The following is a 22,499-nucleotide window of genomic DNA, read 5'->3' on the forward strand; positions in this document are numbered from 1 at the left end:
TTATTATTTTTAACATCGAATCGCCTAAAAAATAGTCGCTGTCAGTGCCATGGTCGAATGTTCAACACGCCCTAATAGCATAGACAAAAGGCAAGTTATGAGTATCCATGGCATTTTAGGCGAGCAAACCACCGACTATCCGACCAAGTACAGTCCTGAAACCCTGTATCCGATTGACCGTAGTATGGGGCGTGAAGCTATAGGCTGGCAATTTGATAAGCCCGGTATTGCTAAACTTAGCATCGGTATGGACTGGTGGCACGCGTTTGAGGTCTCTTGGCTAAACACGCAAGGTATCTCGCAAGTCGCGATGGCGCGTTTTAGTATCCCTGCGACGTCGCTTTTTATCGTCGAGTCCAAATCGCTGAAGCTTTATCTGAATAGTATTAATTTTACTGAGTTTGCCAGTTGGGACGAGGTTAAGACAATACTAAGCAAAGATTTATCTAACTGCGTGCAAGATGAAGTCAAAGTTGAATTATTTGATTTAAATAATACAGATTCAGAGCTACTCATTACTCAGCCGAAGGGCGTATGTATCGATGATGCGCTAGCGGATAGTGATGAAAAAATAGCTCTGACTTCGCATCCTGATGCTTCATTATTAAAAGCTAAAACGCAACAATCAAGTCGTGACAGTAGTCAGCCGTTCAGCTTTTATTCCAATCTACTGCGTAGTAATTGTCCGGTGACCAATCAGCCCGATTGGGGAACGCTAGCAGTAGAGGTGAGTAGCGCTATCGAAGTTGATGACGCGAGGATGCTGCGCTATATCTTAAGTTTTCGTCAGCATAATGGTTTTCATGAGCAGTGTGTCGAGCAGATATTCGCTGATTTAAGTGAGTTCTATCAGCCTACAAAGCTGATGGTCAGAGCTTGGTACACGCGCCGCGGCGGTATCGATATTAACCCTTGCCGTGTCAGTGATATCTCACTATTGCCGAAGCCAAGTCGTTTGATTCGCCAGTAGCGCGTGTCATTGAATAGGCCGCAAAAAAAATAGCCTAGCTCATTTAATGAGCTAGGCTATTTTTTATATTGAAGCGTATTAACCAACGACCTTTGCCAATACTTCCTCGCGGCTTAGCATTTGCTTCTCACTATCGCGGCGATCGACATACTCATACTTATCTTCAGCCAAGTTGCGATCGGAGACCACAATGCGATGCGGAATACCAACCAGTTCAAGATCAGCAAACTTAACGCCTGGGCGCTCATTACGATCATCGAGTAGGACATTGACGCCTTTCGCTTTTAGCTCTTCATAAAGCGCAGTTGCCGTCTCCATCACCGTGTCTTCTTTGGATTTCATTGGTACGATAGCGACTTCAAATGGCGCTAAGGAGTCATTAACATCTGGCGTCTGTGGCCACATGATGCCGTTCTCGTCGTTATTTTGCTCGATAGCAGCGGCGATAATACGGCTCACGCCAATACCGTAGCAGCCCATCATGAGCGTCACAGGCTTGCCATCTTCGCCAGAGACAGTAGCATTCATCGCTTGAGAGTACTTATCGCCCAACTGGAAGATATGACCGACTTCGATACCGCGCTTGATTTTTAGCGTGCCTTTACCATCAGGAGAAGGGTCGCCTTCTTGTACGTTGCGCACATCGACGATGCGGGTGATACGGGTGTCACGCACCCAGTTCATACCGATAGTGTGTTTATTAACGACATTAGCGCCGGCCACAAAGTCGGATAAAGTGGCCGCTGAGCGATCGACAAACACAGGCATATCTAGGTCAACGCCGATATAGCCTTTATGCAGCCCCGCCGCTTTTAGTTCTGCATCAGAGGCAAGTGTTAGTGGCACATTGGCTTCTTCGATTTTCTCTGCTTTGATGGTATTGAGCTGATGATCGCCGCGCAAAACTATGGCGATTAGCTGCGGCGTATCGTCTTCTTTATGACCATGGACGATCAAAGTCTTTACCGTATTCGCCAGCGGGATATCTAAATGTTCAGCAACCATCTTACAAGAGGTCATACCTTCGGTGAGCACATCTTCGCGCGCCTGCTTTGGCGGCTGGCGCTCAGCCATATTAAAGGATAAAGATTCGGCAAGCTCAACATTCGCCGCGTAATCAGAGGAGTCAGAGAAGGCGATATCGTCTTCGCCGCTGTCCGCCAATACATGAAACTCATGCGAGGCAAAGCCGCCGATAGAGCCGGTATCTGCTTGTACGGCACGAAAATCTAGACCCAAACGAGTAAAGATACGCGTGTAAGCGTCGTACATATCCCGGTAAGTCTTGGCAAGCGAGGCTTGATCGACATGGAACGAGTAGGCGTCTTTCATAGTAAATTCACGCGCGCGCATCACCCCGAAGCGAGGACGAATCTCATCACGGAATTTGCCTTGAATTTGAAAGAAAGTAATCGGTAGCTGCTTATAGCTACGTAGCTCGCTTTGAGCTAAAGTAGTGATGACCTCTTCGTGGGTGGGCCCAAGTACAAAGTCGCGATCATGGCGATCTTTGAAACGTAGCAGCTCAGGACCATAGTCCTCAAACCGGCCAGTAGTTTGCCATAGCTCAGCGGGCTGAGTCATTGGCATAAGCACTTCTTGTGCGCCGATATTTTGCATCTCCTCACGGACGATACGTTCCACCTTTTGTAAGACGCGTAGTCCTAAAGGCAACCAAATATAGAGTCCAGAAGCGATTTTACGAATAAGACCGGCACGCACCATCAACTGGCTGGAGGCGATATCGGCATCACTTGGGGTCTCTTTTAGCGTGGCGAACAAGAACTGACTGGCTTTCATAAATAAAGCGTAACCTTATCTTCAATCATACAATAAATAAAAAAGACGCTAAACGTAAGGCTAAAATTTTATGCCAGCGCTAGCTTGCCTTGGTAAGAAGTCGCTGAAACGAGTCGATTAACGCTCTTTATAATAGAGCTTTTATAATGCTTCAGCGTAACCTGTCTATGTTAGGTAAAGTTAGGCTCAGACGCAATGACTTTTTGTCATTTCCATCCTAGCAAGCCTTTATTATTAACACAAAGCGAATGATTAAAAGATAACTCACTTAAGGTTTGTGTTGACAATAAGTAGCGACGCCTTGAAGTTAGGTGCTTTGATAGCATTTAAGTAGCAGTATTTATTTAAGCTTATGATTTTAAGATAAATATTCTGCACTGAATTTTTTAAGCTGCACACAACAAATAACGCATAAAAAGGTAGCCGCTATGAGTACTCCTGAGCAACCCGTTTCTGATCCTAATAATAGGCTTGTCAAAGAGCGTAAGGCTAAGCCAAAAATTGCTAAGATGTCGTGGCTACTACTCTTTGTGGGTCTAGCGGCGTTAGCTTTTGCGATTTATATCATGCAAAACAGTGCTGAGGAAGAGCCTGTTGAGACGATTACTAGAGAAGGCGTTGTCACCCAAATTCAGCAGCTTAATCGTCTGCAAACGGTGGCTTTTAGTGTCGATACCATTATTACTAGTGAGCGCGAGGGCAGCTGGGCAAAGCTGTGGCAAGATGAGCAAAAGGCACTATTCATTGCTAAAGGACGCGTGCAAGCAGGTATCGATCTGAGCGCCTTGACGCCTGAGATGGTACAAGTGGTGCAGCCTACTAATGAGCAGCTCGAAGCCGCGGATAACTCGACTACGCCATCATCGATCATGCCAAAGATTAATATCACTATACCGCCCTCAGAGGTGTTTGCCGTATATCTTGATGATATCGAGATATACGACTGGCAAACGGGCGCGTTTGGGATGATGCAAGTTGATCCGGCGATATTGGCACAAGCGCAAAGTATGGCCAAAAAAGAAGTGCTTGAGCGTGCCTGCCGCGGTGATGTGATGACCATGGCACTGAGCAACGCGCAAACACAATTGCAGCAGCTATTTGCGATGACAGGAGCGGTAGTTACTGTTACCACGCAAGGCGCGGGCGCTTGTCGCATGCCGGCGAGTACCGCGAGTTAACTTGGTCAAATTAACTGATTCAAATTAACTTAGTCAAACTAGATAAGTTCTAAGTGTTTAGCTTAATATAAAAAAGCGCTCAGTTACCGATAATTGAGCGCTTTTTTATGGCAACTTTCAGAGGTATGCTTTTCGTATAAATACTGAGCTATGCTTTATTTTTTAAACTCAGCAATAGCCAGTTTGCGCACTTCTTTATGCTCAACCATAGGCACAGGGTAGTCTATATCTGCAAACTCGCCGCCTTTTTTTAGTGCCTTACGCATTGTGTCCTCAGAGTGCAACGTGCTAACAGGGACGTCTTTGAGCTCTGGCAGCCAAGTCTTGATAAACTCGCCCTTAGCATCATGGCTTTTGCCTTGGCTAAAGGGGTTCATAATGCGGAAATACGGCGCAGAATCCGTACCCGTAGAAGCGCTCCATTGCCAGCCACCATTATTAGAAGCAAAGTCACCATCGATCAGCTGCTGCATAAAGTAGCGCTCGCCCCAGCGCCAATCGATGAGCAAGTCTTTGGTCAAAAACATTGCCGTCACCATGCGTAAGCGATTATGCATAAAGCCTGTGGCATTCAGACAACGCATCGCGGCATCAACTAACGGCACACCTGTTTTGCCTGCGCACCAAGCGGCAAAGTCATCTTTATCATATGACCAATTGACCTTATTATCGGCGTCTTCTTTATAAGCTTTATGCTCGATGAGTTTGGGTTTATCGACTAACACATGACGATAAAAGTCGCGCCAAGCCAGCTCGCTTATCCAGCGATTGATGTCCTCATTATCGCTATCATTACCGTGCAGTTTTTCTTGCGCTTGCGCTGCTTGCAGGTAACATAGCCTTGGACTGATAGCGCCAATCGTTAAGTAGGCCGACAGGTGACTCGTACCTTGCAAAATAGGCTTGTCACGACTGACATCATAATCTTCGATATCCTCAGCGACAAACTCCTTTAAACGCTGTATAGCGGCGTCTTCACCAGCCGGATAATCCTCGCGTGCTTGCTTAAGCTGCGCAGGCTTATCGGTGAATTTTTTCTCGTCGTACTCTAAAGGTTTTTGATAGTCAGCGACTATTTTGTGCGCAAGCTTTTCTATACTGGCGCTAGTATTGGCATTGTCTGTGGCAGACTTTAGTGCCATAGATTTTATGCGAGCTTTGGTTTTATTATTAGCAGTCACTTTTGTAGCTTCATGAGCGCTAAGCGAACCTGCCTCCAACGTATCGCGCCATTTACGATAAAATGGGGTAAAGACTTTGTACATGCTATCGCCGTCATTAGTGGTGATGCTCAGCGGCGGCAATATACACTGGTCATGATGGCGGATAAACTCGATGTCATCATTAGCAAGCTGCTTTGTCAACTTTTCATCGCGATCGATTTCATTGCCTTCGTACTCGTGATTGGCCATAACGGTAGTAATTTTTTGCTCTGCACATAGCTCAGTGATAGCTTCTATAGACTTATCAAAATCGGCACATAGATAGACGTTTAAAGCGATATTTAACTGATCTTCTAGCTTTTGCGCTAGTATCGGCAGAGTACGCGCGATATGATCGACTTGTACGAGCGAGTCATCATGCTCAAGCCATTGCTCAGGAGTGATAAAGTAGACGGCGGTAACAGGCGCTTCACTGGCATTAGCCTGTTCACAAATAGCGGCCAAAGCGGTATTGTCATGTATACGCAAGTCACGACGAAACCACATTAGATAATGGGGCGAATGTGCATTATTATCCGGCTTTTTTTTACTATCGTTATCTTTACTGCTGCTAGTTGCCGCTGTCTTTTTAGACATTGAAAAGTCCTTATGGTAATCATAAACAAAACTATGAATAAAAGTATGCTAGGATAAGTTTTTGGATGCAATTGATTTGGCTTTGAGTTAACAAATCACCCTCATTTCTAGAGCTGGGCGCCTCTATTAATCGCTAATTTATGAACAGCCACTTTATTAAGACAACTTCAAGTTTACTTGGCTAAGGTCAAAATATGCAGGTAAAATTTTGCGGATTCACTCAGCTTGCTGATATTGAGGCAGCTATCCAGCTAGGGGTCGATGCGGTAGGCTTAGTGTTTTATCCGCCAAGTCCGCGTGCGGTGACCATAGCGCAAGCGCAGCAATTGACTACCGGAGTACCAGCCTTTACTAGCGTCGTCGCCTTAGTGGTCAATGTGGATAAAGACGAGCTTATGGAGTTAGCCGATAAAGTCGCTTTTGATATTATCCAGTTTCATGGCGATGAGAGTCCTGAGCAATGTCAGCAACTGGCTAATAGCGTGCATAAACGCTGGATAAAGGCGCTACGTATCAATAGCGAACAAGACACGCTAGCGAGCGTCCAAGCTACAATTAACGATTTTGCTAGCGCTGGTGCAAGTAGTATTTTACTTGATGCTTATAATCCGCAGAAATATGGCGGTACGGGCGATCAGTTCGATTGGGATTTGATCCCAACAGACAGTGCGCTGCCTATTATATTGGCAGGCGGGCTTGATGCTGATAATGTCGCTGCAACTTTAGATCTGCCTATCCATGCGCTCTACGCGCTCGATGTGAGCGGCGGTATTGAGTCCGCGAAAGGTAAAAAAGATGAAGACAAAATGCGCGGCTTTATGAAAGCGGTCAAACGAGATCGATGGCAATGATCGGCGAAGAGATTGACTATGGCCGAGATCAAGGCAAAGAGTTTTATCGATTTATTTATAAGCCCTATATTGTTTTAATTGTTTGGCCTTTAATTTATAAGCATTTTTAACCTATATGTTATCTACAGGATATTTTGATGAGTACTACAACCGAAAATAATTCAGCACAAACGATCAATACTTTTACCAATCCAAAAGACGTCGCTGATTTCAATCAATACCCTGATCCTCGTGGTCATTTTGGCGTGCATGGCGGCCGCTTTGTGTCTGAGACTTTGATGGCAGCGCTAGAAGAGCTTGAGACGCTATACACCAAAGTCAAAGCTGATCCGGCCTTTTGGGAGGAGTATCATAACGATTTGGTCAATTACGTCGGTCGCCCAACGCCGCTGTATCATGCCAAGCGTTTAAGCGATGAAATCGGCGGCGCGCAAATTTACTTTAAGCGTGAAGATCTCAATCATACCGGCGCGCACAAGGTCAATAATACTATCGGGCAGGCGCTACTCGCCAAAATGTGCGGCAAAAAACGCATTATCGCGGAGACAGGAGCGGGTCAGCACGGCGTGGCAACCGCGACTATCGCCGCACGTTTGGGCTTAGAGTGCATCGTCTATATGGGCGCAGACGACGTCGAACGACAAAAGATGAACGTCTACCGTATGCGTCTCTTAGGCACGACTGTCGTGCCAGTGACTTCAGGGTCGCGCACCTTAAAAGATGCAATGAACGAAGCCATGCGCGATTGGGTCACCAATGTCGATACGACTTATTATATTATCGGTACGGTCGCAGGCCCGCATCCTTATCCGCTACTGGTGCGTGATTTTCAAGCGATCATCGGTAAAGAGACGCGTGTACAGCACTTGCAACAAACAGGTAAGTTACCTGACGCACTAGTCGCTTGTGTTGGCGGCGGCTCGAATGCTATTGGTCTGTTTTTTGACTTTTTAAACGATACCGATGTGAAGATGTATGGTGTCGAAGCTACAGGCGATGGTATCGAAAGTGGTCGTCATTCAGCGCCACTAGCGGCGGGCCGTATCGGCGTGTTGCATGGTAATCGTACGTATCTAATGGCAGATGATGATGGTCAGATTCAAGAAACGCATTCGATCTCGGCAGGTCTTGATTATCCAGGTGTTGGTCCTGAGCATAGTTTCCTAAAAGACATGAACCGGGTTGAATATGTTGGCTGTACCGACAAAGAGGCGTTAGAGGGCTTTCATAAAGTGACGCGTAAAGAAGGTATTATTCCAGCTTTAGAAACGTCTCATGCTTGCGCTTATGCATTAAAACTGGCCAAAACCATGACACCTGAGCAGACTATCGTGGTGAATATGTCAGGTCGCGGCGATAAAGATTTGCATTCAGTGATGAAGGCGGAAGGGATTGAGCTGTAGCATTCAATAATATGATTAACAGAGGCTAATAATAGCCTCTTGTTTTTATTAAATAATAACTAGAGAAAATTATGACCCGAATTGAAAGCACCTTTGAAACTTTAAAATCACAGAACAAAAAAGCGCTGATTCCGTACGTGATGGCAGGCGATCCTAATCCTGCAACCACTGTCGGTCTATTGCACGATTTAGTGAAGCACGGCGCAGATATGATTGAAGTCGGTTTACCGTTTTCAGATCCTATGGCCGATGGCCCAACCGTAGCTTTAGCAGGCGAGCGCGCGTTGGCGGCAGGTACTAGCACTCGTGATGCGCTAAATATGGTAAGCGAGTTTCGTAAGCAAGATACACAGACGCCTATTATCCTGATGGGCTATCTTAACCCTGTGGAAATCATTGGCTATGATAACTTTGTGCAGCTGTGTGAACAGGCAGGGGTTGATGGTCTCTTGATGGTGGACCTGCCGCCAGCTGAGGCGGGCAGCTTTACTCAGCATCTATCCGAGCATTCGATGAATGAGATTTTCTTATTATCGCCTACGACTTTACCTGAGCGCCGTGAGCAAGTCTTGACCCATTGTGGCGGTTATATTTATTACGTGTCACTCAAAGGCGTTACCGGATCTGCTACGCTCGATACTGATGATGTCGCGCAGCAAGTACAAGCGATTAAGGCAGAGACGGATTTGCCAGTTTGTGTTGGTTTTGGTATTCGTGATGGTGCGTCTGCCAAAGCCATTGGCGAGCACGCCGATGGGGTCATTGTGGGGAGTGCCTTAGTGCAGAACTTTGCTGATATCGATGCCAACGATAGCAAGGCGGTAGCGGAAGCACAGCAGCGTATTATGACTAAAATGAATGAGCTAAGAGACGCTTTAGATAGTTTGTAATATTATCGTCAGTGCGGGTTTTATATACTATTACTCCAGTAAACTATCGAGAAAAGCCGTTAATAGCAATATGTTGAATGGCTTTGCTAATTTTAGTTTACGTGTGTAAACTAAGACCATATCTGCAATGATGCATGAGCAATCATTCATAATACTATAAACGGTTATGCGCAAACGTGCCGGATAACCTTTTGATAATGGCGAATAATATGACTGAAACTATAGAAAAAACTGAGATGTCAGAGGACAGTGTCAAAATCAGTACCAAAACCAGTACCGATACGGCAGGCCAATCGTGGTTTAATCGTCCCGTACCGGGCGTTAAGCAGCAGCTCACGCCGCAACTGACTGCAGTTGAGACTGAGCCTTCAACTAAGTGCCCGAACTGCCTGTCGATGATCACCAATACGGCGCTTATCTTTAACTGTTATGTTTGTCCGCACTGCGATCATCATCTGGCGATGACTGCTCGTGAGCGCTTGCAATGGTTTTTGGAGCAAGTCGATGGCGAGATTGGGCAGGAGTTTATCGCAAAAGACCCGTTAGGCTTCGTCGATAGCAAACCTTATCCTGAGCGTATGACGCAAGCCCAGACTAAGACGGGCGAGAGCGAAGCGCTGATTGTGCTATATGGCAAGCTACGCAATCTTGAAGTCGTGGCCTGTGCTTTTGACTTTCAATTTATGGGCGGCTCGATGGGCTCAGTGGTTGGCGATCGATTTGTACAAGCGGCGGAGAAGTCCTTAGCAGAGCGTAAACCGTTAGTTTGTTTTGCTGCTTCTGGTGGTGCGCGTATGCAAGAAGGGTTACTGTCCTTGATGCAGATGGCGCGTACCGCAGCTGCGGTTGAGCGTCTGCGTTTGGCAGGTATTCCTTATATCGTGGTGTTGACCAATCCCGTTTACGGCGGCGTGACGGCATCGCTTGCCATGCTTGGTGATATCCATTTAGCCGAACCAAAAGCGATGATAGGCTTTGCCGGCAAGCGCGTCATTGAGCAAACCGTACGCGAGACCTTAGAAGAGCCTTTCCAGCGCGCTGAGTTTTTATTAGAGCACGGCGTTGTCGATGAAGTGGTGCATCGTCATCAAATGATAGATACCATTTATCGCCTGCTTGCTAAGCTTTGTCATCAGCCAAACGTGGATGCTTAGCTCTGCGTTTAAGCTGTTTTTAAAGTACACTTAGCACACTTTTAATAGCATTTATCGTGAAGAGCGGTAAGTGCTATTTTTTGGTTTTGACTTGTCATTTTGAATTGGGGTTTTGATTGAATTTGCTATACACTTTGAGGCAAACATAATGACGATTTATAGCTTTTTTTACGCCCATTTTTGATATAGGTTATTTATGGACTCTTCTTCTTTGACTTCGCAGGCGCATAAGCCGACTAAAGACTCTAGCCTGACGGAATGGCTAGATTATATGCAGCAAATCCACGTCTCAGCGATAGATATGGGGCTCTCCAGAGTGCTGCCGGTCGCTGAGCGTTTAGGAGTCGTCCAGTCGGCCAAAGAAAATACCTACGTTTTTACGGTAGCAGGCACCAATGGTAAGGGCTCCACGACTGCGATGATCAGTGAGCTGTGTCAAGCTGCGGGATATAAAACCGCGCTGTATCAGTCGCCGCACTTAATTGAGTTCAATGAGCGCGTACGTATTAATGGCCAGATGGTTAGTGATAAGACTTTGATAGCGGCTTTTGAGCAAGTTGAGGCCGCAAGGCTGCAATGCGGATTAACCTTATCCTTTTTTGAGATGACGACTTTAGCCGCGCTTTTGATATTTGCGAACGCAGACTGCGAGGTTTGGGTGCTAGAAGTTGGCTTAGGCGGGCGCTTAGATGTGGTCAATATCATCGATCCTGATCTGGCAGTGATTACCAATATCGGTATCGATCACGTGGATTGGCTCGGAGACAACCTTGAAGATATCGGCCGTGAAAAGGCGGGTATTTTACGTGAAGGTATTCCCCTGATTTACGGCGCTACTGAAATGCCCGCCAGCGTTGCAGAACTTGTTGAGCAGCATAATGTCACTTGCTATCAAGTGGGACAGGATTTTTATTACCGTGAAGTTAAGAGTAGTAGCGAAGATAAGATAAATACTAAGCTTAATAATGAGCTTAATACTAATGCTAAGCCCACTTGGCAATATAGTAATGCGGCAGTGACACTACAATTACCGCGGCCAAAACTGTCACTGACCAATACTGCTAATGCGGTATCAGCCGTGCTAGCCAGTCCTCTCGATATCGGCATTGACGCTATCAAGCAAGCCTTGGGTAGCGTTCAGCTAGCAGGGCGTTTTGATTATCGGCAGCTGGCTGATCGCCATTGGCTATTCGATGTCGCCCATAACGAGCATGGCGTTGATTTTATGCTCGCACAGTTAGCAGCGCTTTGGCAGCAGCACAAGCAACTGGCCGGTAATAAAACTGCGACGATTAAGGTAGTGTTTTCTATGCTCGCAGATAAGGATATCGAGCTGGTTGTTCAGCGTTTAACGCAAGCTGATTTGCCGATGTCTGAGTGGTTTATCGCTGAGATAGATTATCCAAGAGCAGCGAGCGTTGAGCAATTAGTAGCCGCGATGAGCGCTTATATTCCTCAAGAGCGCATCCATACTTTTGAGAGTTTACAGCAGGCGGCGCAAGCGGCTATTTTGGCGAGTCAGCCACACGATCTCCTGCTAGTTTGCGGCTCTTTTCATACCATTGGCGAGACGCTTTTAGCTTTGACCCTAGAGCCAACATAACGCTAGGATAGAGCTGCTCATCAAACTAACATGGTCAAGCTAAAAACCTTAAGCTCAGCCGATAAGTAGTTTGATTTAGCTTTTGTTAGGTAACGCAGTTTGCATCGTCTGTTGAAGTATCCTGTTAGCAGACAATACGAAAAAATTGTTTTATAATCAAAGCGCTTTATTATGATAATAAAAGGCTTTATAAATGAATGAGTGCTATTTTTTCGTAAAAATAGTACTCATTTATCAAATAAGTTTGCAGTATAAGCAGTGCGTATAAAGCTTTGAGGGTATAAAGTGATCATTGTTACCAACTGAGGAAATGAAACGGATGAATTTTTCTAGACAAGCCTTATTGGGCATCGGCATGATTATTGGCGGTAGCGTGATGCTATATGCCATGGTGCAACAGATTGGAACCAATGATAATACCGTTGCGGCCCCAGCTATCGTTGAGACTAGCGCTGAAGAGCAACAGGACGTGACCCCGTTGACCACAGATATCGAAACTGAAAAAAAGCTATTGGCTCAAAAACAAAAAGAGCGTGCCCTGCGGGTAGCGGAACAAGAAAAGCGTGCCGAGCAGTTTTTGGCTGAGCAAGAGTCTGCAGAGGCCAAAGCACTCGCTAAAGCACGCGCAGAAAACCAACGCTATATCGATAATGCCACGCCCAAAGCTGATGAAGAAGAGGCGATACAAGAAACGCCCACCACATCAGACAACCCTGCAGTACAGACGCAGCAAGATACCGTGACAGTGACACCTACTAGTACGAGCGCAAACGCTGTAAGTAACGAAAGTCGCATTGAAGAAGAAAAGCGCCGCGCCGCTGAAGCAAAAAGAGCAGCTGAGCAAGAGCAGCAGCGCGCTGCTCAACAAAAGGCAGAAGCTGAGGCCCGAGAAAAAGCGGCAGCCAAAGAACAAGCCGAACGCAAAGCTGCCGAGCAAAGAGCGGCAGAACAAAAGGCCGCTGAACAAAGAGCCGCTGAAAACAAGGCAGCTGAGCAAAAAGCGCAAGCGGCTAAATCCGAGCCACCAAGCTCGCCAAGCGAATACAAAGTCAAGTCCGGTGATGGCTTAATCAAGCTAGCACGTCAGTACAATGTGCCCGTTGAAGCCTTAGCCCAAGCCAATAACACCTCACCATCTGCTACCTTACAATTAGGGCAGACGATTACCATTCCTTCGCGTAAACAGATTCAGCGCTTAGAGCGTGAAGCGGCAGAAGCAGAGCGTAAGCGCGAACAAGAAAAAGCGCAAGCACAAGCAAAGCGTGATGCGCAGCAGCGCTTGGTAGAGGCTCGTAGAGAAGCGAAACAAACCGATGCTAAGGGCAGCTTTGGCGTACAAGTCTCGTTAGCTAGCGATCAAGCCGGTGCCGATAGAGTCGCCAAAAAATTCAAAGATGCAGGCTATCAAGTGACAACGAGTAAGACCAGTCGCGGTGTCCGCGTCGTCGTTGGTCCTGAGCGCGGTAAAGTGGCCGCATTAGCGCTAAAAGATAAGATTAACAACGACCCCAAAGTGGATACTAGCGGTGCTTGGGTCAAATATTGGTAAACACTTACTTTCTTATGAGTATCTATCTTTAGCTCGAAACCATCTATAGCGCAAAACTTTAGCTTAAAACACGACATATATTGTCGTGTTTTTTATTTTATAGATTGCTGATTGAGTTAAGCTTGTATACGATAGCGGCTGCTTTTTTATTTCCTACTGTATGACTTATCAGCCTACAAAGGCTGGGCGGTCGCCTCAAATTTATAAGGTAAACCTATGTCACTTGGCATTGTATTTCTGCTCGCAGCTATCGGCTTTTTGACTCTGATAGTGGTGATAAAGCATCAGTCGAATTCAAAAAGAGAAGAGCCGGCTCCTGCACCGGTACGTGGTGACGATTTGGCGATTTGGCCTTTTGCGCCGATGCCTATTATGACCGATACCGAAGTCATCTTTTTTAATAAGCTCAAAAATGCCCTCCCTGAATATCATATCTTCGTCCAAGTTCAGTTGTCCCGCATTATCGAAGCCAACTCTGAGGAGGCCAGCGAGCGCAGCTTTTGGTTTAATCGTATCTGCCGGCAAAGCGTCGATTATGTGATTACCGATATCGACGCACAAACCACTTTAGTCGCCATCGAACTGGATGACTGGACTCATAGCAGTAAATCGCGGCAAAAGGCCGACGATAAAAAAGACAAAGCACTAGCCAGTGCCGGTATCGCTATCGTCCGCTTTCATGCTGAGCGTATGCCGAGCGCCGATATGCTTAGATACGAGATTATGCAGGTCATTGAGAACTATTGAAACAAGGCTCCACCTTAGAGTTTATTCTCACTACTAGCGCTCACATAAGGGTAAATCACCAGTGGGCGCTCTTCTATAAAGTATAACCCCGCTTTAGGTGGCTGTCCCATTGATCCTAGTGGCAGACCAGATAACGACTGATGCTCGTCATAAAAGTCGCGCTTGGTGAACCACTCAATATAATGGGCTTGGCGTAGCGAGCTTTTATCGAGATCAGCAAGAGTAGTTTCATCGTTTATATCGCACCATTCATGCATAGGAAATGTCGGCTCTAGCCAGTCAGGATAAGTAAAATCAGTATAATGAACAGGCAAAAAGAAGCGACCTTTGATCACTCCATAACGTTTATCAATCTTGACGCGCCCATGATCCTCAGTATCTACCCAAACGCTGCGAAACTGCTTATTTTGCATATAAGTCATTTTGCGCTGAAGGTTATCGTTTGAATTAATGCCAACCCAGTCTTGCGGTGCGAATGGCTGCGAGCCCATAAAGAACTTAATCGCTAACTCCCAATGCTCCGTCTGCTGCTGAACATGATTATAAAGAATTAAATCAAGCTCACCTACCGTTTGCTTATCATTATACAATTGAATATTACTGGCTAAGGTCTCAAACGCGTGCAGCTCATGCGCAAACCCATCCTGTAACCAAAACGACAATAAGCCTTCAAAGTGAAAGCCTAAGCGATTCGGACTAGGCCGCGATAATAGATAACGCGTCAAATCTTGATAAGCGTTAGTGTTATCAAGCTGCTCTAAGCGCTGCTGGTACGCTTGAAACTGCGCTAGCCAAAACTCACTATTATGAACCGCGATGGGATGAGTAATTTGATCTGGCGAGAAGTCGATCCAGTGAGTTAAGATGTTAGGGCAAGCAAGTACATACGCCAAATCACGCACATAAGGGCGACGATAAGCTTCCCATGGTGGACGACCGCTAGACATAGTGTTATTCGGTGAGAGTTGAGCAATAGGCTCGGACATAGCATAAACTTGAATAGTTGATGACCTATTTAAGCTAACCGCTTGACGATTAAAAGTCTATAGGCAGTTGGCCTATAATTGGTTGTAATGATACAAGATCTACATTATCTATAATTCCATAAACAGTATCCTGTTAAAACAGTCCAATAAGTGACGGCCTAATAAATCACGGTCTAATAAATCATAGGAATAAAATATGAAATACCTGCTACAGATGGATTTCCCTTATACGGGTCCTTTTGGTGATGAGTTCTATGAGCAAATGAAAGAGCTTGCAGAGGACATTGCTACGGAAAAAGGCTTAGTCTATAAGTTATGGACAGAGAATAAAGACACGCAGGAGGCGGGCGGTATTTATGTCTTTGACCATTTAGATGATGCTAATAGATATCAAACCAAGCACACTGAACGCTTAGAGTCATTTGGCTTCAGCGGTATTCGCGCGAAGACTTTTATAATTAATGAGGAATTAAGCGCTATTACTAAGGCGTCCGTTTAATAGCTGCATAAAAAAAAGCCAACCATTGCAAGCAATGATTGGCTTTTCTTTTTACTACTATGTTTGGTCGGAACGGCAGGATTTGAACCTGCGACCACTACACCCCCAGTGTAGTGCGCTACCAGACTGCGCTACGCCCCGAATGACTGCTATTCTACCCAAATTTCTTTAGATTGCAAGAGCTAATTGTTACGGCCCTTTATCACCTTTTAATTGCACTTATAACAGCCATTGCCCTCTTACTGACGCTCTAGCCAAGCAGCTCTTTTAAGATCTGATTGACTTGCTGAGGGTTAGCACTACCGCGGCTGGCTTTCATTACTTGCCCGACCAGACCGTTAAAGGCTTTCTCTTTACCGCCTTTATACTCATCGACCATGGTTTGATTGTTGGCGATCACCTCTTCGACCATCGCTTTAATCGCGCCGGTGTCAGTTTCTTGCTTGAGGCCTTTATCTTTGATGATAATATCTGCGGCATCATCGCCGTCGCCACCTTCACGTGCGTATAAAGCGCTAAAGACTTTCTTAGCCAGTTTACCAGATAGAGTATCATCAAACAGTCTGGCAAGCAGTCCTGCTAGCTGTTTAGCGCTGATAGGAGAGTCGGTGATGTCCGTGTCATCCTTATTGAGCGCGCCGAGCAGATCGCCCATGACCCAGTTTGCGGCAGTCTTAGCATTGTCTTGCCCAACCTCAGCAACGACGTCTTCGAAGTAGTCGGCAATCGCACGGCTACCAGTTAGGATACGCGCATCGTATTCTGATAGCTCAAGCTCATTCTCGAAACGCTCACGGCGACGAGCAGGCAGCTCAGGCATCGCCGCTTTTATTGCATCAATGGTGGCTTGCTCGATACGTACAGGTAGCAAGTCAGGATCAGGGAAGTAGCGATAGTCGTTGGCGTCTTCTTTGGTACGCATGACGCGGGTTTCATCTTTTTCAAGATCATAGAGCATCGTCGCTTGCACGACTTTACCACCGTCCTCGATAATATCGATTTGACGTTCGATCTCGCGAGCGATAGCGCGTTCGATTGAACGAAATGAGTTTAGATTTTTTAGCTCAGTACGAGTGCCAAGCTCACCGCCTGGCTGACGCACAGAGACGTTACAATCGCAGCGGAACGAGCCTTCTGCCATGACCGCATCCGAGATACCAAGCCAAGTCACGAGTTGATGGATGGCTTTGATATAAGCCAAAGCTTCGGCCGCTGAGCGCATATCTGGCTCAGAGACGATCTCGATGAGCGGCGTGCCAGCACGGTTCAGATCGACACCCGTCATCCCATCGATTGCATCGTGGACAGACTTGCCAGCATCCTCTTCTAAATGCGCGCGAGTGATACCCATACGTTTATGATATTCATTCTTTTCGCCTTCATTAACCACGACATCGATATAGCCTTTGCCGACGATAGGGTTTGCCATTTGCGTGATTTGATAGCCTTTAGGCAAGTCAGGATAAAAGTAGTTTTTACGATCAAATGTATTAAATAGTCCTAATTCGGCATCGACGCCGATACCGAACTTTAAGGCGCGGTCGACAACACCTGTATTTAAAACAGGTAATACACCAGGGAGACCTAGATCAACGATACTCGCCTGAGTGTTTGGCTCATTACCAAAGTCGGTAGGGGCGCTTGAGAATATTTTACTGTCGGTATTGAGCTGACAGTGAATCTCAATACCGATGACGACTTCATAGCCGTCGACGAGCAGCTCTTTACGAGTTGCAAATTCTGTCATTTCCATCATAAAATCCTATCGAAAAATTAAATAAAACAGGGGTATGCTAAAAGTCTTCTAGGCTCATAGTCGCGAGCGATGATAATAGTATTCGTGCCCATTTATCGTCTTATCGTAGTTCATTAGCCCGCTACCGCCGAATGTGTTGTGCTATTGGCTCGCTTTCAGACTTTAATAGCTGTTCATCAGTTGGGTATAAGTATCTGAGAAAACCTCACTATCGCCGCCGCTTTGATAATAAGCGGGGATAATGTAGCTGACCAAGATCTTAAAATCGCCTTGCAAATACAGATCACTTACCAAAGGCTCAGCCTGCTTTGCATTCCTTTCTTCAAAACCGTAAGGAGCAATCGTCTCTTCAAACTTGCTATAGAAAGTCTTGAAAAAGCTTGGACTATCTTCAAAGTTTTTATCAAAAAACGCCTCTAACTCTTTTAGCTTAGCCTGCAAGCCAGCTGCTTGGTCATTATCTAAGCCGTAATCTTGTTTCAACATATCGATAACAGTCATCTTATATCCTTATTAGAGTCCAGTTTTACTCAGCAAAACCAATCAGCGAAACCAAGTAGTCTTATACCGTAAGTGATTTGACCATCAACAGATAACTTATACGTTTTGCTTCGCGATAAGCGAGTTTTGCAAGTGATGATCGGTATGTTGCTGAAACAGATGCGCGGTGCTCAGCAGTTTACTCTCTTGCCAATACTGACCAATGAGCTGTAGACCGACAGGTAAGCCCTCAGAGGTTAGACCTACTGGTTGGCTAAGTGCTGGCAAGCCTGCCAAATTGACCCCGATAGTATAAACGTCGCCTAGATACATAGCGGCTGGATCTAAGTTGTCACTGAGTTTATAAGCAGCAGTTGGCGCAGTAGGACTGGCGATGACATCGCAATGAGTAAAGGCCTTGTCGAAGTCCTCAACAATCATACGGCGTACTTTTTGTGCTTTGGTATAATAAGCATCAAAGTAGCCTGCAGATAGCGCATAGGTGCCGGTCAAGATACGGCGCTGCACCTCAGGACCAAAACCTTCAGAACGTGAGCGCGTGTAAAGATCAGTCAAATCTTTTGGCTCTTCGCAGCGATAGCCAAAGCGCACGCCATCGAAGCGTGACAAGTTAGAGGAAGCCTCAGCAGGGGCCAACATATAATAAGTCGCGAGCGTGATGTCAGGGTTAGTAATGTTAACCTCTACAATCGTCGCGCCAAGCGCCTCGTATTGTTTTAGTGCCGCGCGCACGGTTTGTTCGACCTCTTTGTTCAAACCTTTGGTGAAGTATTCTTTTGCGACACCGATACGCAGACCATCAAGAGGCTTGTCACCCGCTGCAGCTTCAGCGTCTTTGATATCTTGTACATAGTCTGGAATGTCATGTTTGACGGAGGTAGCATCGCGCTCATCATGGCTGACCATAGGCTGCAAAAGATAAGCGCAGTCTTGCGCGCTACGACCCATAGTGCCTGCTTGATCGAGACTTGACGCATAAGCAATCATGCCAAAACGCGAGACGCGGCCATAAGTGGGCTTAATACCGGTTAAACCACAAAACGATGCCGGCTGACGAATAGAGCCGCCGGTATCGCTAGCGGTTGCCATAGGTACAAAGCCTGCCGCTACTGCTGCCGCGCTACCCCCTGATGAGCCACCAGGAACGCGCTCTAGGTTCCAAGGGTTTTGCACCTTGCCATAGTATGAGCTGCTATTGTCTGAGCCCATCGCAAACTCATCCATATTGAGCTTACCTAGATTAATCATCCCAGCCTCGCGGATGTTACTGACGATAGTGGCGTCATAAGGCGAGATAAAGTTATGCAGCATCTTCGAGCCACAAGTGGTCAATACCCCTTGAGTACAAAAGATATCTTTGTGCGCCATTGGTACGCCTAGCAGTGGGCGTTTGTCGCCTTGAGTACGCATAGCATCAGCGGCGCTAGCTTGCGCACGAGCGCTATCAAAGGTTGTAGTAATAAAGCTATTAACCTGGTTATCTAAGTTTTCTATACGCTTGATATAGTGTTCGGTCAGCTCAAGACTGCTGAATTGCTTGTCCTGCAAGCCTGTAATCAGCTGCTCGGTAGATAAGAGATGCATCTCAGACATAAGGTGTCGTCCGTTATAGTTATAAGGCTAAGAGTTATAAAGCTAGTAGTTATAAAGCTAGTGAAAAAAGCCAGTTGAGAAATAAAAGTAAAAGGTCCTAATAAGCTCGTATCTATAGGCTATTCAATTACTTGCGGTACGAGATAGAGACCGTCTTCGACTGCAGGCGCCATAGACTGGTTACGCTCGCGGTCGATATCATGTTTGGCGACGTCGCTGCGTAGTTCTTGGCAGACTTCATGGATATTAGATAAAGCCTTAATACCTGTAGTATCAACGCCGCCTAGAGTTTTCATCAGGCCTAATACTTTACTGATATCTTCAGCGTAGCTACCAGCGGTGTCTGTATCCACTCCTAAACGTGCTAAGGTAGCGATTTCTAAAATCTCTTCACGGCTCACATGGTCGTGCTCAATAGAGGTTTTGTCGGGTGCTTGCTGTGACATAATTTCTCCAACGAAAGGTAAATAATAAAAGTGCTGTGGCCCCTTGATAAGTCTCATTAATAAGAGACGCTTATCTGTATTCAAAAGCTTAAAATTCAAAATCTCAAAGGGCGAGCTGATACGCGATAGTCATATGAGTGTTATTATAAAGCATCTAAGCTAAGTTTACAGAGTAGAGGTGCACATTAGCCACCAATTGACCACAATGTATTGACGATGTTGTCCTAAATTTGCTCTTTATTTCTATTATTCTTGCCGTTACTTCTACCGGCATTTCACTACTTCTTAAAGAGAGGTTGTCTCAGCTATAAATCTGTTTTGATGAGTACAGCGTCGTAATAAAAACTAGCATAGACAGATAATACCTTGTATCTTAGTTACACTAATTAAAAACGGCATCAATTATGAACGGCATCGCTTTAGTTTTTGTAACAAATTCTAGCATTTAAGATGTTATTTATTACTTCACTCCTGTAAATAGCCATGTTTTTTTCATCCTAAATCGGTATAATTTAGCCCACTTTCATCTTTGTAGTTTAGGGCCCTCTTGTTGTATAGGTAAGCTTTCGTTACCATAGGCGGTAAATACCGACCTTACACTGCCAATAAGTACGCCTTAGCCGTTTCATTCGCCTCATTTGCCTTCATTTGTAAGACGCTGGATATAATAGTCATGAACCTGTTTGGATTTTTATCAAGTAATATCGCCATTGATCTTGGCACTGCCAACACCTTAATTTTTATCCCTAATAAAGGGGTAGTGCTCGATGAGCCAACAGTCGTTGCTTTGCGCAGCAATCGCACTCAAAATCCGACGGTTGCGGCGGTAGGTATCGATGCCAAGCAAATGCTAGGTCGAACGCCGGCGAACATTACCGCTATTAGGCCTTTAAAAGATGGCGTCATCGCTGATTTTGAAGTGACGCAAAAGATGCTCAAACACTTCATTACTAAGGTAAAGGCGAAACGCTTTTTGGCTCAGCCTAACGTGGTGGTTTGTGTACCTTGTAAGTCAACGCTAGTAGAGCGCAAAGCCATTCGTGAAGCGGTATCTTCAGCAGGTGCAAGCAAAGTCTTGTTGCTAGAGGAGCCAATGGCAGCGGCTATTGGTGCTGGCATGCCTGTCCATGAAGCAAGTGGCTCTATGGTGGTCGATATTGGCGGCGGTACTACTGAGATTGCAGTTATCGCGCTATCGGGCTGTGTTTATGCTGAGTCTATCCGTATTGGCGGTGATATCTTTGATGAAGCGATCATCACGCATGTGCGCCGTACTCACGGCTGCGTGATAGGTGAAACCACTGCCGAGCGCATCAAGACTGAAGTCGGTTCAGCGCTCAATGAAGAAGAGCAGCTAGAAGTAGAGGTTCGTGGCCGTAGTATGGCTGAAGGGGTGCCTAAAACCTTTACGATCAATTCGCAAGAGATTCAAAAAGCGTTAAGTGATCCGCTAAGTGGTATCGTCAGTGCGGTCAAAGCCGCGCTTGAGCAGACCCCGCCTGAGCTGTCTTCGGACATCGCTGAGCGCGGTATCGTCTTGACCGGCGGCGGTGCTTTGCTACGCGATTTGGATAAGCTTGTCTCAAGAGAGACCGGCCTACCGGTGACAGTCGCTGAAGATCCATTAACTTGTGTTAGTCGCGGCGGCGGTATGGCGCTTGATTTTATTAATAACAAAAGCTTGAATATGATCTTCGTTTAACCGCTTAAGCGTCTAAGTCAATGGGCAGCTTAGTAAATGAGCAACCCTCATTAAATTTATCGATAAAGGCGGTCATAAGGCGGCCTTTATTGCTATCAGTTATAGATATTTAATCACCGCTTAGCCCTTATACTCTTTAAAGAAGCTAGATCTTATATGACTCCCAGTATTTTTGCTCGTCAGCCTTTATCATTACGCGTCACTGCTATCGCTCTGATAGTGGCGTTGGTTTTGATGTGGTTTGATAGTAAGAATCCAGAATGGTTCAAGCCGATACGCGATACTAGCCACGCCTCTATGCAGCCGATTTATCAATCAGCGCTGCTCCCAAGCTACGCCAAACATTGGGCGAGTGGAAGGCTACAGTCCAAAGAGTCGCTGCGCCGTGAGAATGTGCAACTCAAGTCGCAGTTGCTACACGCGCAGGCCAAGCTTCAGCAGCAAGATTATATCTTGGCACAAAACGCACGCTTGCAAGGTATTTTATCAACCACAAGACCTGAGCAGTTTGATCTCAATCTGGCGCAAGTTATTGGCACCGATACCAACCTGCTCAAGCAAATCGTGGTGATTAACAAAGGCGAGCGCGATGGCGTCCAAGTGGCACAAACCGTCATCGATGAGCATGGCATATTAGGGCAAGTCATTAACGTCTATCCCAATACCAGCCGTGTATTACTCATAAGTGATGAGCAGCAATCTGTGGCGGTAACAGTCAAGCGCACCGGTCAGCGCGCGATTGTGACAGGCGTCGGTCTGCCGACCTCTTTGAGTCTAAATTATGTGTTTAAGACCTCAGATGTGCGCGTTGGTGATGTGCTGATATCCTCAGGCCTTGGCGGCCGTATTCCAGCAGGCTACCGCGTCGGTACGATTGCACATATCGAAGATACGCAAGCGGATAACTTTAAGAGCATTAAGGTGACGCCCGCGGCCAATTTTGTGGATAACGCCTACGTCTTAGTGCTACAGGATAAAGAGCGCACGATTCGTGAGTTAGCGAATTAGAGAAACAGCTAGTCATTAACTAAGCCGCTAAGAGCCTTATCAGTATCACTTCTAATCGTAACTT

19 protein-coding genes and 1 tRNA gene are annotated in these 22,499 nt (G+C 46.1%); 12 read left to right on the forward strand and 8 right to left on the reverse strand.

The window, feature by feature from the left end; genetic code table 11:
- Nucleotides 1-97 precede the first annotated feature (97 nt).
- Nucleotides 98-970 (forward strand): NADPH-dependent 7-cyano-7-deazaguanine reductase QueF, encoded by an 873-nt coding sequence (queF, locus tag AAEY83_RS07210; protein WP_025644463.1) that lies wholly within the window; start codon nucleotides 98-100, stop codon nucleotides 968-970.
- A 78-nt stretch (nucleotides 971-1,048) separates the two neighbouring features.
- Here the strand turns inward: queF and AAEY83_RS07215 are convergent, their stop codons facing one another.
- Nucleotides 1,049-2,770, reverse strand: coding sequence for a proline--tRNA ligase (locus tag AAEY83_RS07215; protein ID WP_025644461.1), 1,722 nt, complete (start codon nucleotides 2,768-2,770; stop codon nucleotides 1,049-1,051).
- Between the two features lie 428 nt (nucleotides 2,771-3,198).
- Between AAEY83_RS07215 and AAEY83_RS07220 the strand changes: the two genes are divergently transcribed.
- Nucleotides 3,199-3,948, forward strand: coding sequence for a DUF4230 domain-containing protein (locus AAEY83_RS07220; RefSeq protein ID WP_025644459.1), 750 nt, complete (start codon nucleotides 3,199-3,201; stop codon nucleotides 3,946-3,948).
- A gap of 155 nt (nucleotides 3,949-4,103) precedes the next feature.
- Here the strand turns inward: AAEY83_RS07220 and AAEY83_RS07225 are convergent, their stop codons facing one another.
- Complete coding sequence (locus AAEY83_RS07225; RefSeq protein WP_025644457.1) at nucleotides 4,104-5,747, reverse strand: cryptochrome/photolyase family protein; 1,644 nt, start codon at nucleotides 5,745-5,747, stop codon at nucleotides 4,104-4,106.
- 194 nt (nucleotides 5,748-5,941) lie between these two features.
- On the opposite strand from AAEY83_RS07225, the gene AAEY83_RS07230 reads away from it, so the two are divergent.
- The 7 genes from AAEY83_RS07230 (at nucleotide 5,942) to AAEY83_RS07260 (ending at nucleotide 13,944) form a co-directional block, all read left to right on the forward strand.
- A complete protein-coding gene (locus AAEY83_RS07230; protein WP_025644455.1) occupies nucleotides 5,942-6,598 on the forward strand; it encodes a phosphoribosylanthranilate isomerase in 657 nt (218 codons plus the stop codon).
- A 137-nt stretch (nucleotides 6,599-6,735) separates the two neighbouring features.
- Entirely contained in the window at nucleotides 6,736-8,001 is a 1,266-nt protein-coding gene (trpB, locus tag AAEY83_RS07235) for a tryptophan synthase subunit beta (protein WP_025644452.1), read from the forward strand.
- A gap of 71 nt (nucleotides 8,002-8,072) precedes the next feature.
- Nucleotides 8,073-8,891, forward strand: a complete 819-nt coding sequence (trpA, locus tag AAEY83_RS07240) for a tryptophan synthase subunit alpha (protein ID WP_025644450.1) — start codon at nucleotides 8,073-8,075, stop codon at nucleotides 8,889-8,891.
- Nucleotides 8,892-9,127: 236 nt separating this feature from the next.
- A complete protein-coding gene (gene accD, locus AAEY83_RS07245; protein ID WP_227501908.1) occupies nucleotides 9,128-10,045 on the forward strand; it encodes an acetyl-CoA carboxylase, carboxyltransferase subunit beta in 918 nt (305 codons plus the stop codon).
- Nucleotides 10,046-10,241: 196 nt separating this feature from the next.
- Complete coding sequence (gene folC, locus AAEY83_RS07250; RefSeq protein WP_025644446.1) at nucleotides 10,242-11,648, forward strand: bifunctional tetrahydrofolate synthase/dihydrofolate synthase; 1,407 nt, start codon at nucleotides 10,242-10,244, stop codon at nucleotides 11,646-11,648.
- A 319-nt stretch (nucleotides 11,649-11,967) separates the two neighbouring features.
- Nucleotides 11,968-13,197, forward strand: coding sequence for an SPOR and LysM peptidoglycan-binding domain-containing protein (locus AAEY83_RS07255; RefSeq protein ID WP_025644444.1), 1,230 nt, complete (start codon nucleotides 11,968-11,970; stop codon nucleotides 13,195-13,197).
- A gap of 216 nt (nucleotides 13,198-13,413) precedes the next feature.
- Nucleotides 13,414-13,944, forward strand: coding sequence for a DUF2726 domain-containing protein (locus tag AAEY83_RS07260; protein WP_025644442.1), 531 nt, complete (start codon nucleotides 13,414-13,416; stop codon nucleotides 13,942-13,944).
- Nucleotides 13,945-13,958: 14 nt separating this feature from the next.
- On the opposite strand, the gene AAEY83_RS07265 is transcribed toward AAEY83_RS07260, so the two are convergent.
- Entirely contained in the window at nucleotides 13,959-14,930 is a 972-nt protein-coding gene (locus AAEY83_RS07265; RefSeq protein ID WP_025644440.1) for a DUF1853 family protein, read from the reverse strand.
- Nucleotides 14,931-15,126: 196 nt separating this feature from the next.
- Here AAEY83_RS07265 and AAEY83_RS07270 point away from each other — a divergent pair, with 196 nt between their 5' ends.
- Complete coding sequence (locus AAEY83_RS07270; RefSeq protein ID WP_025644438.1) at nucleotides 15,127-15,429, forward strand: monooxygenase; 303 nt, start codon at nucleotides 15,127-15,129, stop codon at nucleotides 15,427-15,429.
- Nucleotides 15,430-15,493: 64 nt separating this feature from the next.
- Here the strand turns inward: AAEY83_RS07270 and AAEY83_RS07275 are convergent.
- The 5 genes from AAEY83_RS07275 to gatC form a co-directional block, all read right to left on the reverse strand.
- Nucleotides 15,494-15,570: transfer RNA gene (locus AAEY83_RS07275), tRNA-Pro, on the reverse strand.
- A gap of 109 nt (nucleotides 15,571-15,679) precedes the next feature.
- Nucleotides 15,680-17,182 (reverse strand): Asp-tRNA(Asn)/Glu-tRNA(Gln) amidotransferase subunit GatB, encoded by a 1,503-nt coding sequence (gene gatB / locus AAEY83_RS07280; protein ID WP_227501907.1) that lies wholly within the window; start codon nucleotides 17,180-17,182, stop codon nucleotides 15,680-15,682.
- 165 nt (nucleotides 17,183-17,347) lie between these two features.
- On the reverse strand, nucleotides 17,348-17,686 hold the full coding sequence (locus AAEY83_RS07285; RefSeq protein WP_025644435.1) for a hypothetical protein: 339 nt from the start codon (nucleotides 17,684-17,686) through the stop codon (nucleotides 17,348-17,350).
- A gap of 96 nt (nucleotides 17,687-17,782) precedes the next feature.
- Nucleotides 17,783-19,279 carry an Asp-tRNA(Asn)/Glu-tRNA(Gln) amidotransferase subunit GatA gene (gene gatA / locus AAEY83_RS07290; RefSeq protein ID WP_025644433.1) on the reverse strand — a complete coding sequence of 499 codons (1,497 nt, stop codon included), beginning with the start codon at nucleotides 19,277-19,279 and terminating at the stop codon, nucleotides 17,783-17,785.
- Between the two features lie 119 nt (nucleotides 19,280-19,398).
- Nucleotides 19,399-19,725, reverse strand: a complete 327-nt coding sequence (gene gatC / locus AAEY83_RS07295; protein WP_025644431.1) for an Asp-tRNA(Asn)/Glu-tRNA(Gln) amidotransferase subunit GatC — start codon at nucleotides 19,723-19,725, stop codon at nucleotides 19,399-19,401.
- A gap of 664 nt (nucleotides 19,726-20,389) precedes the next feature.
- Here gatC and AAEY83_RS07300 point away from each other — a divergent pair.
- Both AAEY83_RS07300 and mreC read left to right on the forward strand, forming a co-directional pair.
- Entirely contained in the window at nucleotides 20,390-21,427 is a 1,038-nt protein-coding gene (locus tag AAEY83_RS07300) for a rod shape-determining protein (RefSeq protein ID WP_025644429.1), read from the forward strand.
- Nucleotides 21,428-21,583: 156 nt separating this feature from the next.
- Entirely contained in the window at nucleotides 21,584-22,435 is an 852-nt protein-coding gene (gene mreC, locus AAEY83_RS07305) for a rod shape-determining protein MreC (protein WP_025644427.1), read from the forward strand.
- Nucleotides 22,436-22,499: the final 64 nt, after the last annotated feature.

Source organism: Psychrobacter sp. TB20-MNA-CIBAN-0197, assembly GCF_040309765.1.
In the GTDB taxonomy this organism is placed as follows: domain Bacteria; phylum Pseudomonadota; class Gammaproteobacteria; order Pseudomonadales; family Moraxellaceae; genus Psychrobacter; species Psychrobacter submarinus.

Bases quoted from the DNA above. Each gene is read 5' to 3' on its own strand.
- mreC (WP_025644427.1), top strand. From the start codon at position 21,584: ATGACTCCCAGTATTTTTGCTCGTCAGCCTTTATCATTACGCGTCACT.
- AAEY83_RS07215 (WP_025644461.1), bottom strand. From the start codon at position 2,770: ATGAAAGCCAGTCAGTTCTTGTTCGCCACGCTAAAAGAGACCCCAAGT.
- AAEY83_RS07270 (WP_025644438.1), top strand. From the start codon at position 15,127: ATGAAATACCTGCTACAGATGGATTTCCCTTATACGGGTCCTTTTGGT.
- AAEY83_RS07220 (WP_025644459.1), top strand. From the start codon at position 3,199: ATGAGTACTCCTGAGCAACCCGTTTCTGATCCTAATAATAGGCTTGTC.
- gatB (WP_227501907.1), bottom strand. From the start codon at position 17,182: ATGGAAATGACAGAATTTGCAACTCGTAAAGAGCTGCTCGTCGACGGC.
- AAEY83_RS07260 (WP_025644442.1), top strand. From the start codon at position 13,414: ATGTCACTTGGCATTGTATTTCTGCTCGCAGCTATCGGCTTTTTGACT.
- AAEY83_RS07265 (WP_025644440.1), bottom strand. From the start codon at position 14,930: ATGTCCGAGCCTATTGCTCAACTCTCACCGAATAACACTATGTCTAGC.
- gatA (WP_025644433.1), bottom strand. From the start codon at position 19,279: ATGTCTGAGATGCATCTCTTATCTACCGAGCAGCTGATTACAGGCTTG.
- AAEY83_RS07255 (WP_025644444.1), top strand. From the start codon at position 11,968: ATGAATTTTTCTAGACAAGCCTTATTGGGCATCGGCATGATTATTGGC.
- folC (WP_025644446.1), top strand. From the start codon at position 10,242: ATGGACTCTTCTTCTTTGACTTCGCAGGCGCATAAGCCGACTAAAGAC.
- AAEY83_RS07285 (WP_025644435.1), bottom strand. From the start codon at position 17,686: ATGACTGTTATCGATATGTTGAAACAAGATTACGGCTTAGATAATGAC.
- trpA (WP_025644450.1), top strand. From the start codon at position 8,073: ATGACCCGAATTGAAAGCACCTTTGAAACTTTAAAATCACAGAACAAA.
- AAEY83_RS07225 (WP_025644457.1), bottom strand. From the start codon at position 5,747: ATGTCTAAAAAGACAGCGGCAACTAGCAGCAGTAAAGATAACGATAGT.
- AAEY83_RS07230 (WP_025644455.1), top strand. From the start codon at position 5,942: ATGCAGGTAAAATTTTGCGGATTCACTCAGCTTGCTGATATTGAGGCA.
- accD (WP_227501908.1), top strand. From the start codon at position 9,128: ATGTCAGAGGACAGTGTCAAAATCAGTACCAAAACCAGTACCGATACG.
- queF (WP_025644463.1), top strand. From the start codon at position 98: ATGAGTATCCATGGCATTTTAGGCGAGCAAACCACCGACTATCCGACC.
- gatC (WP_025644431.1), bottom strand. From the start codon at position 19,725: ATGTCACAGCAAGCACCCGACAAAACCTCTATTGAGCACGACCATGTG.
- trpB (WP_025644452.1), top strand. From the start codon at position 6,736: ATGAGTACTACAACCGAAAATAATTCAGCACAAACGATCAATACTTTT.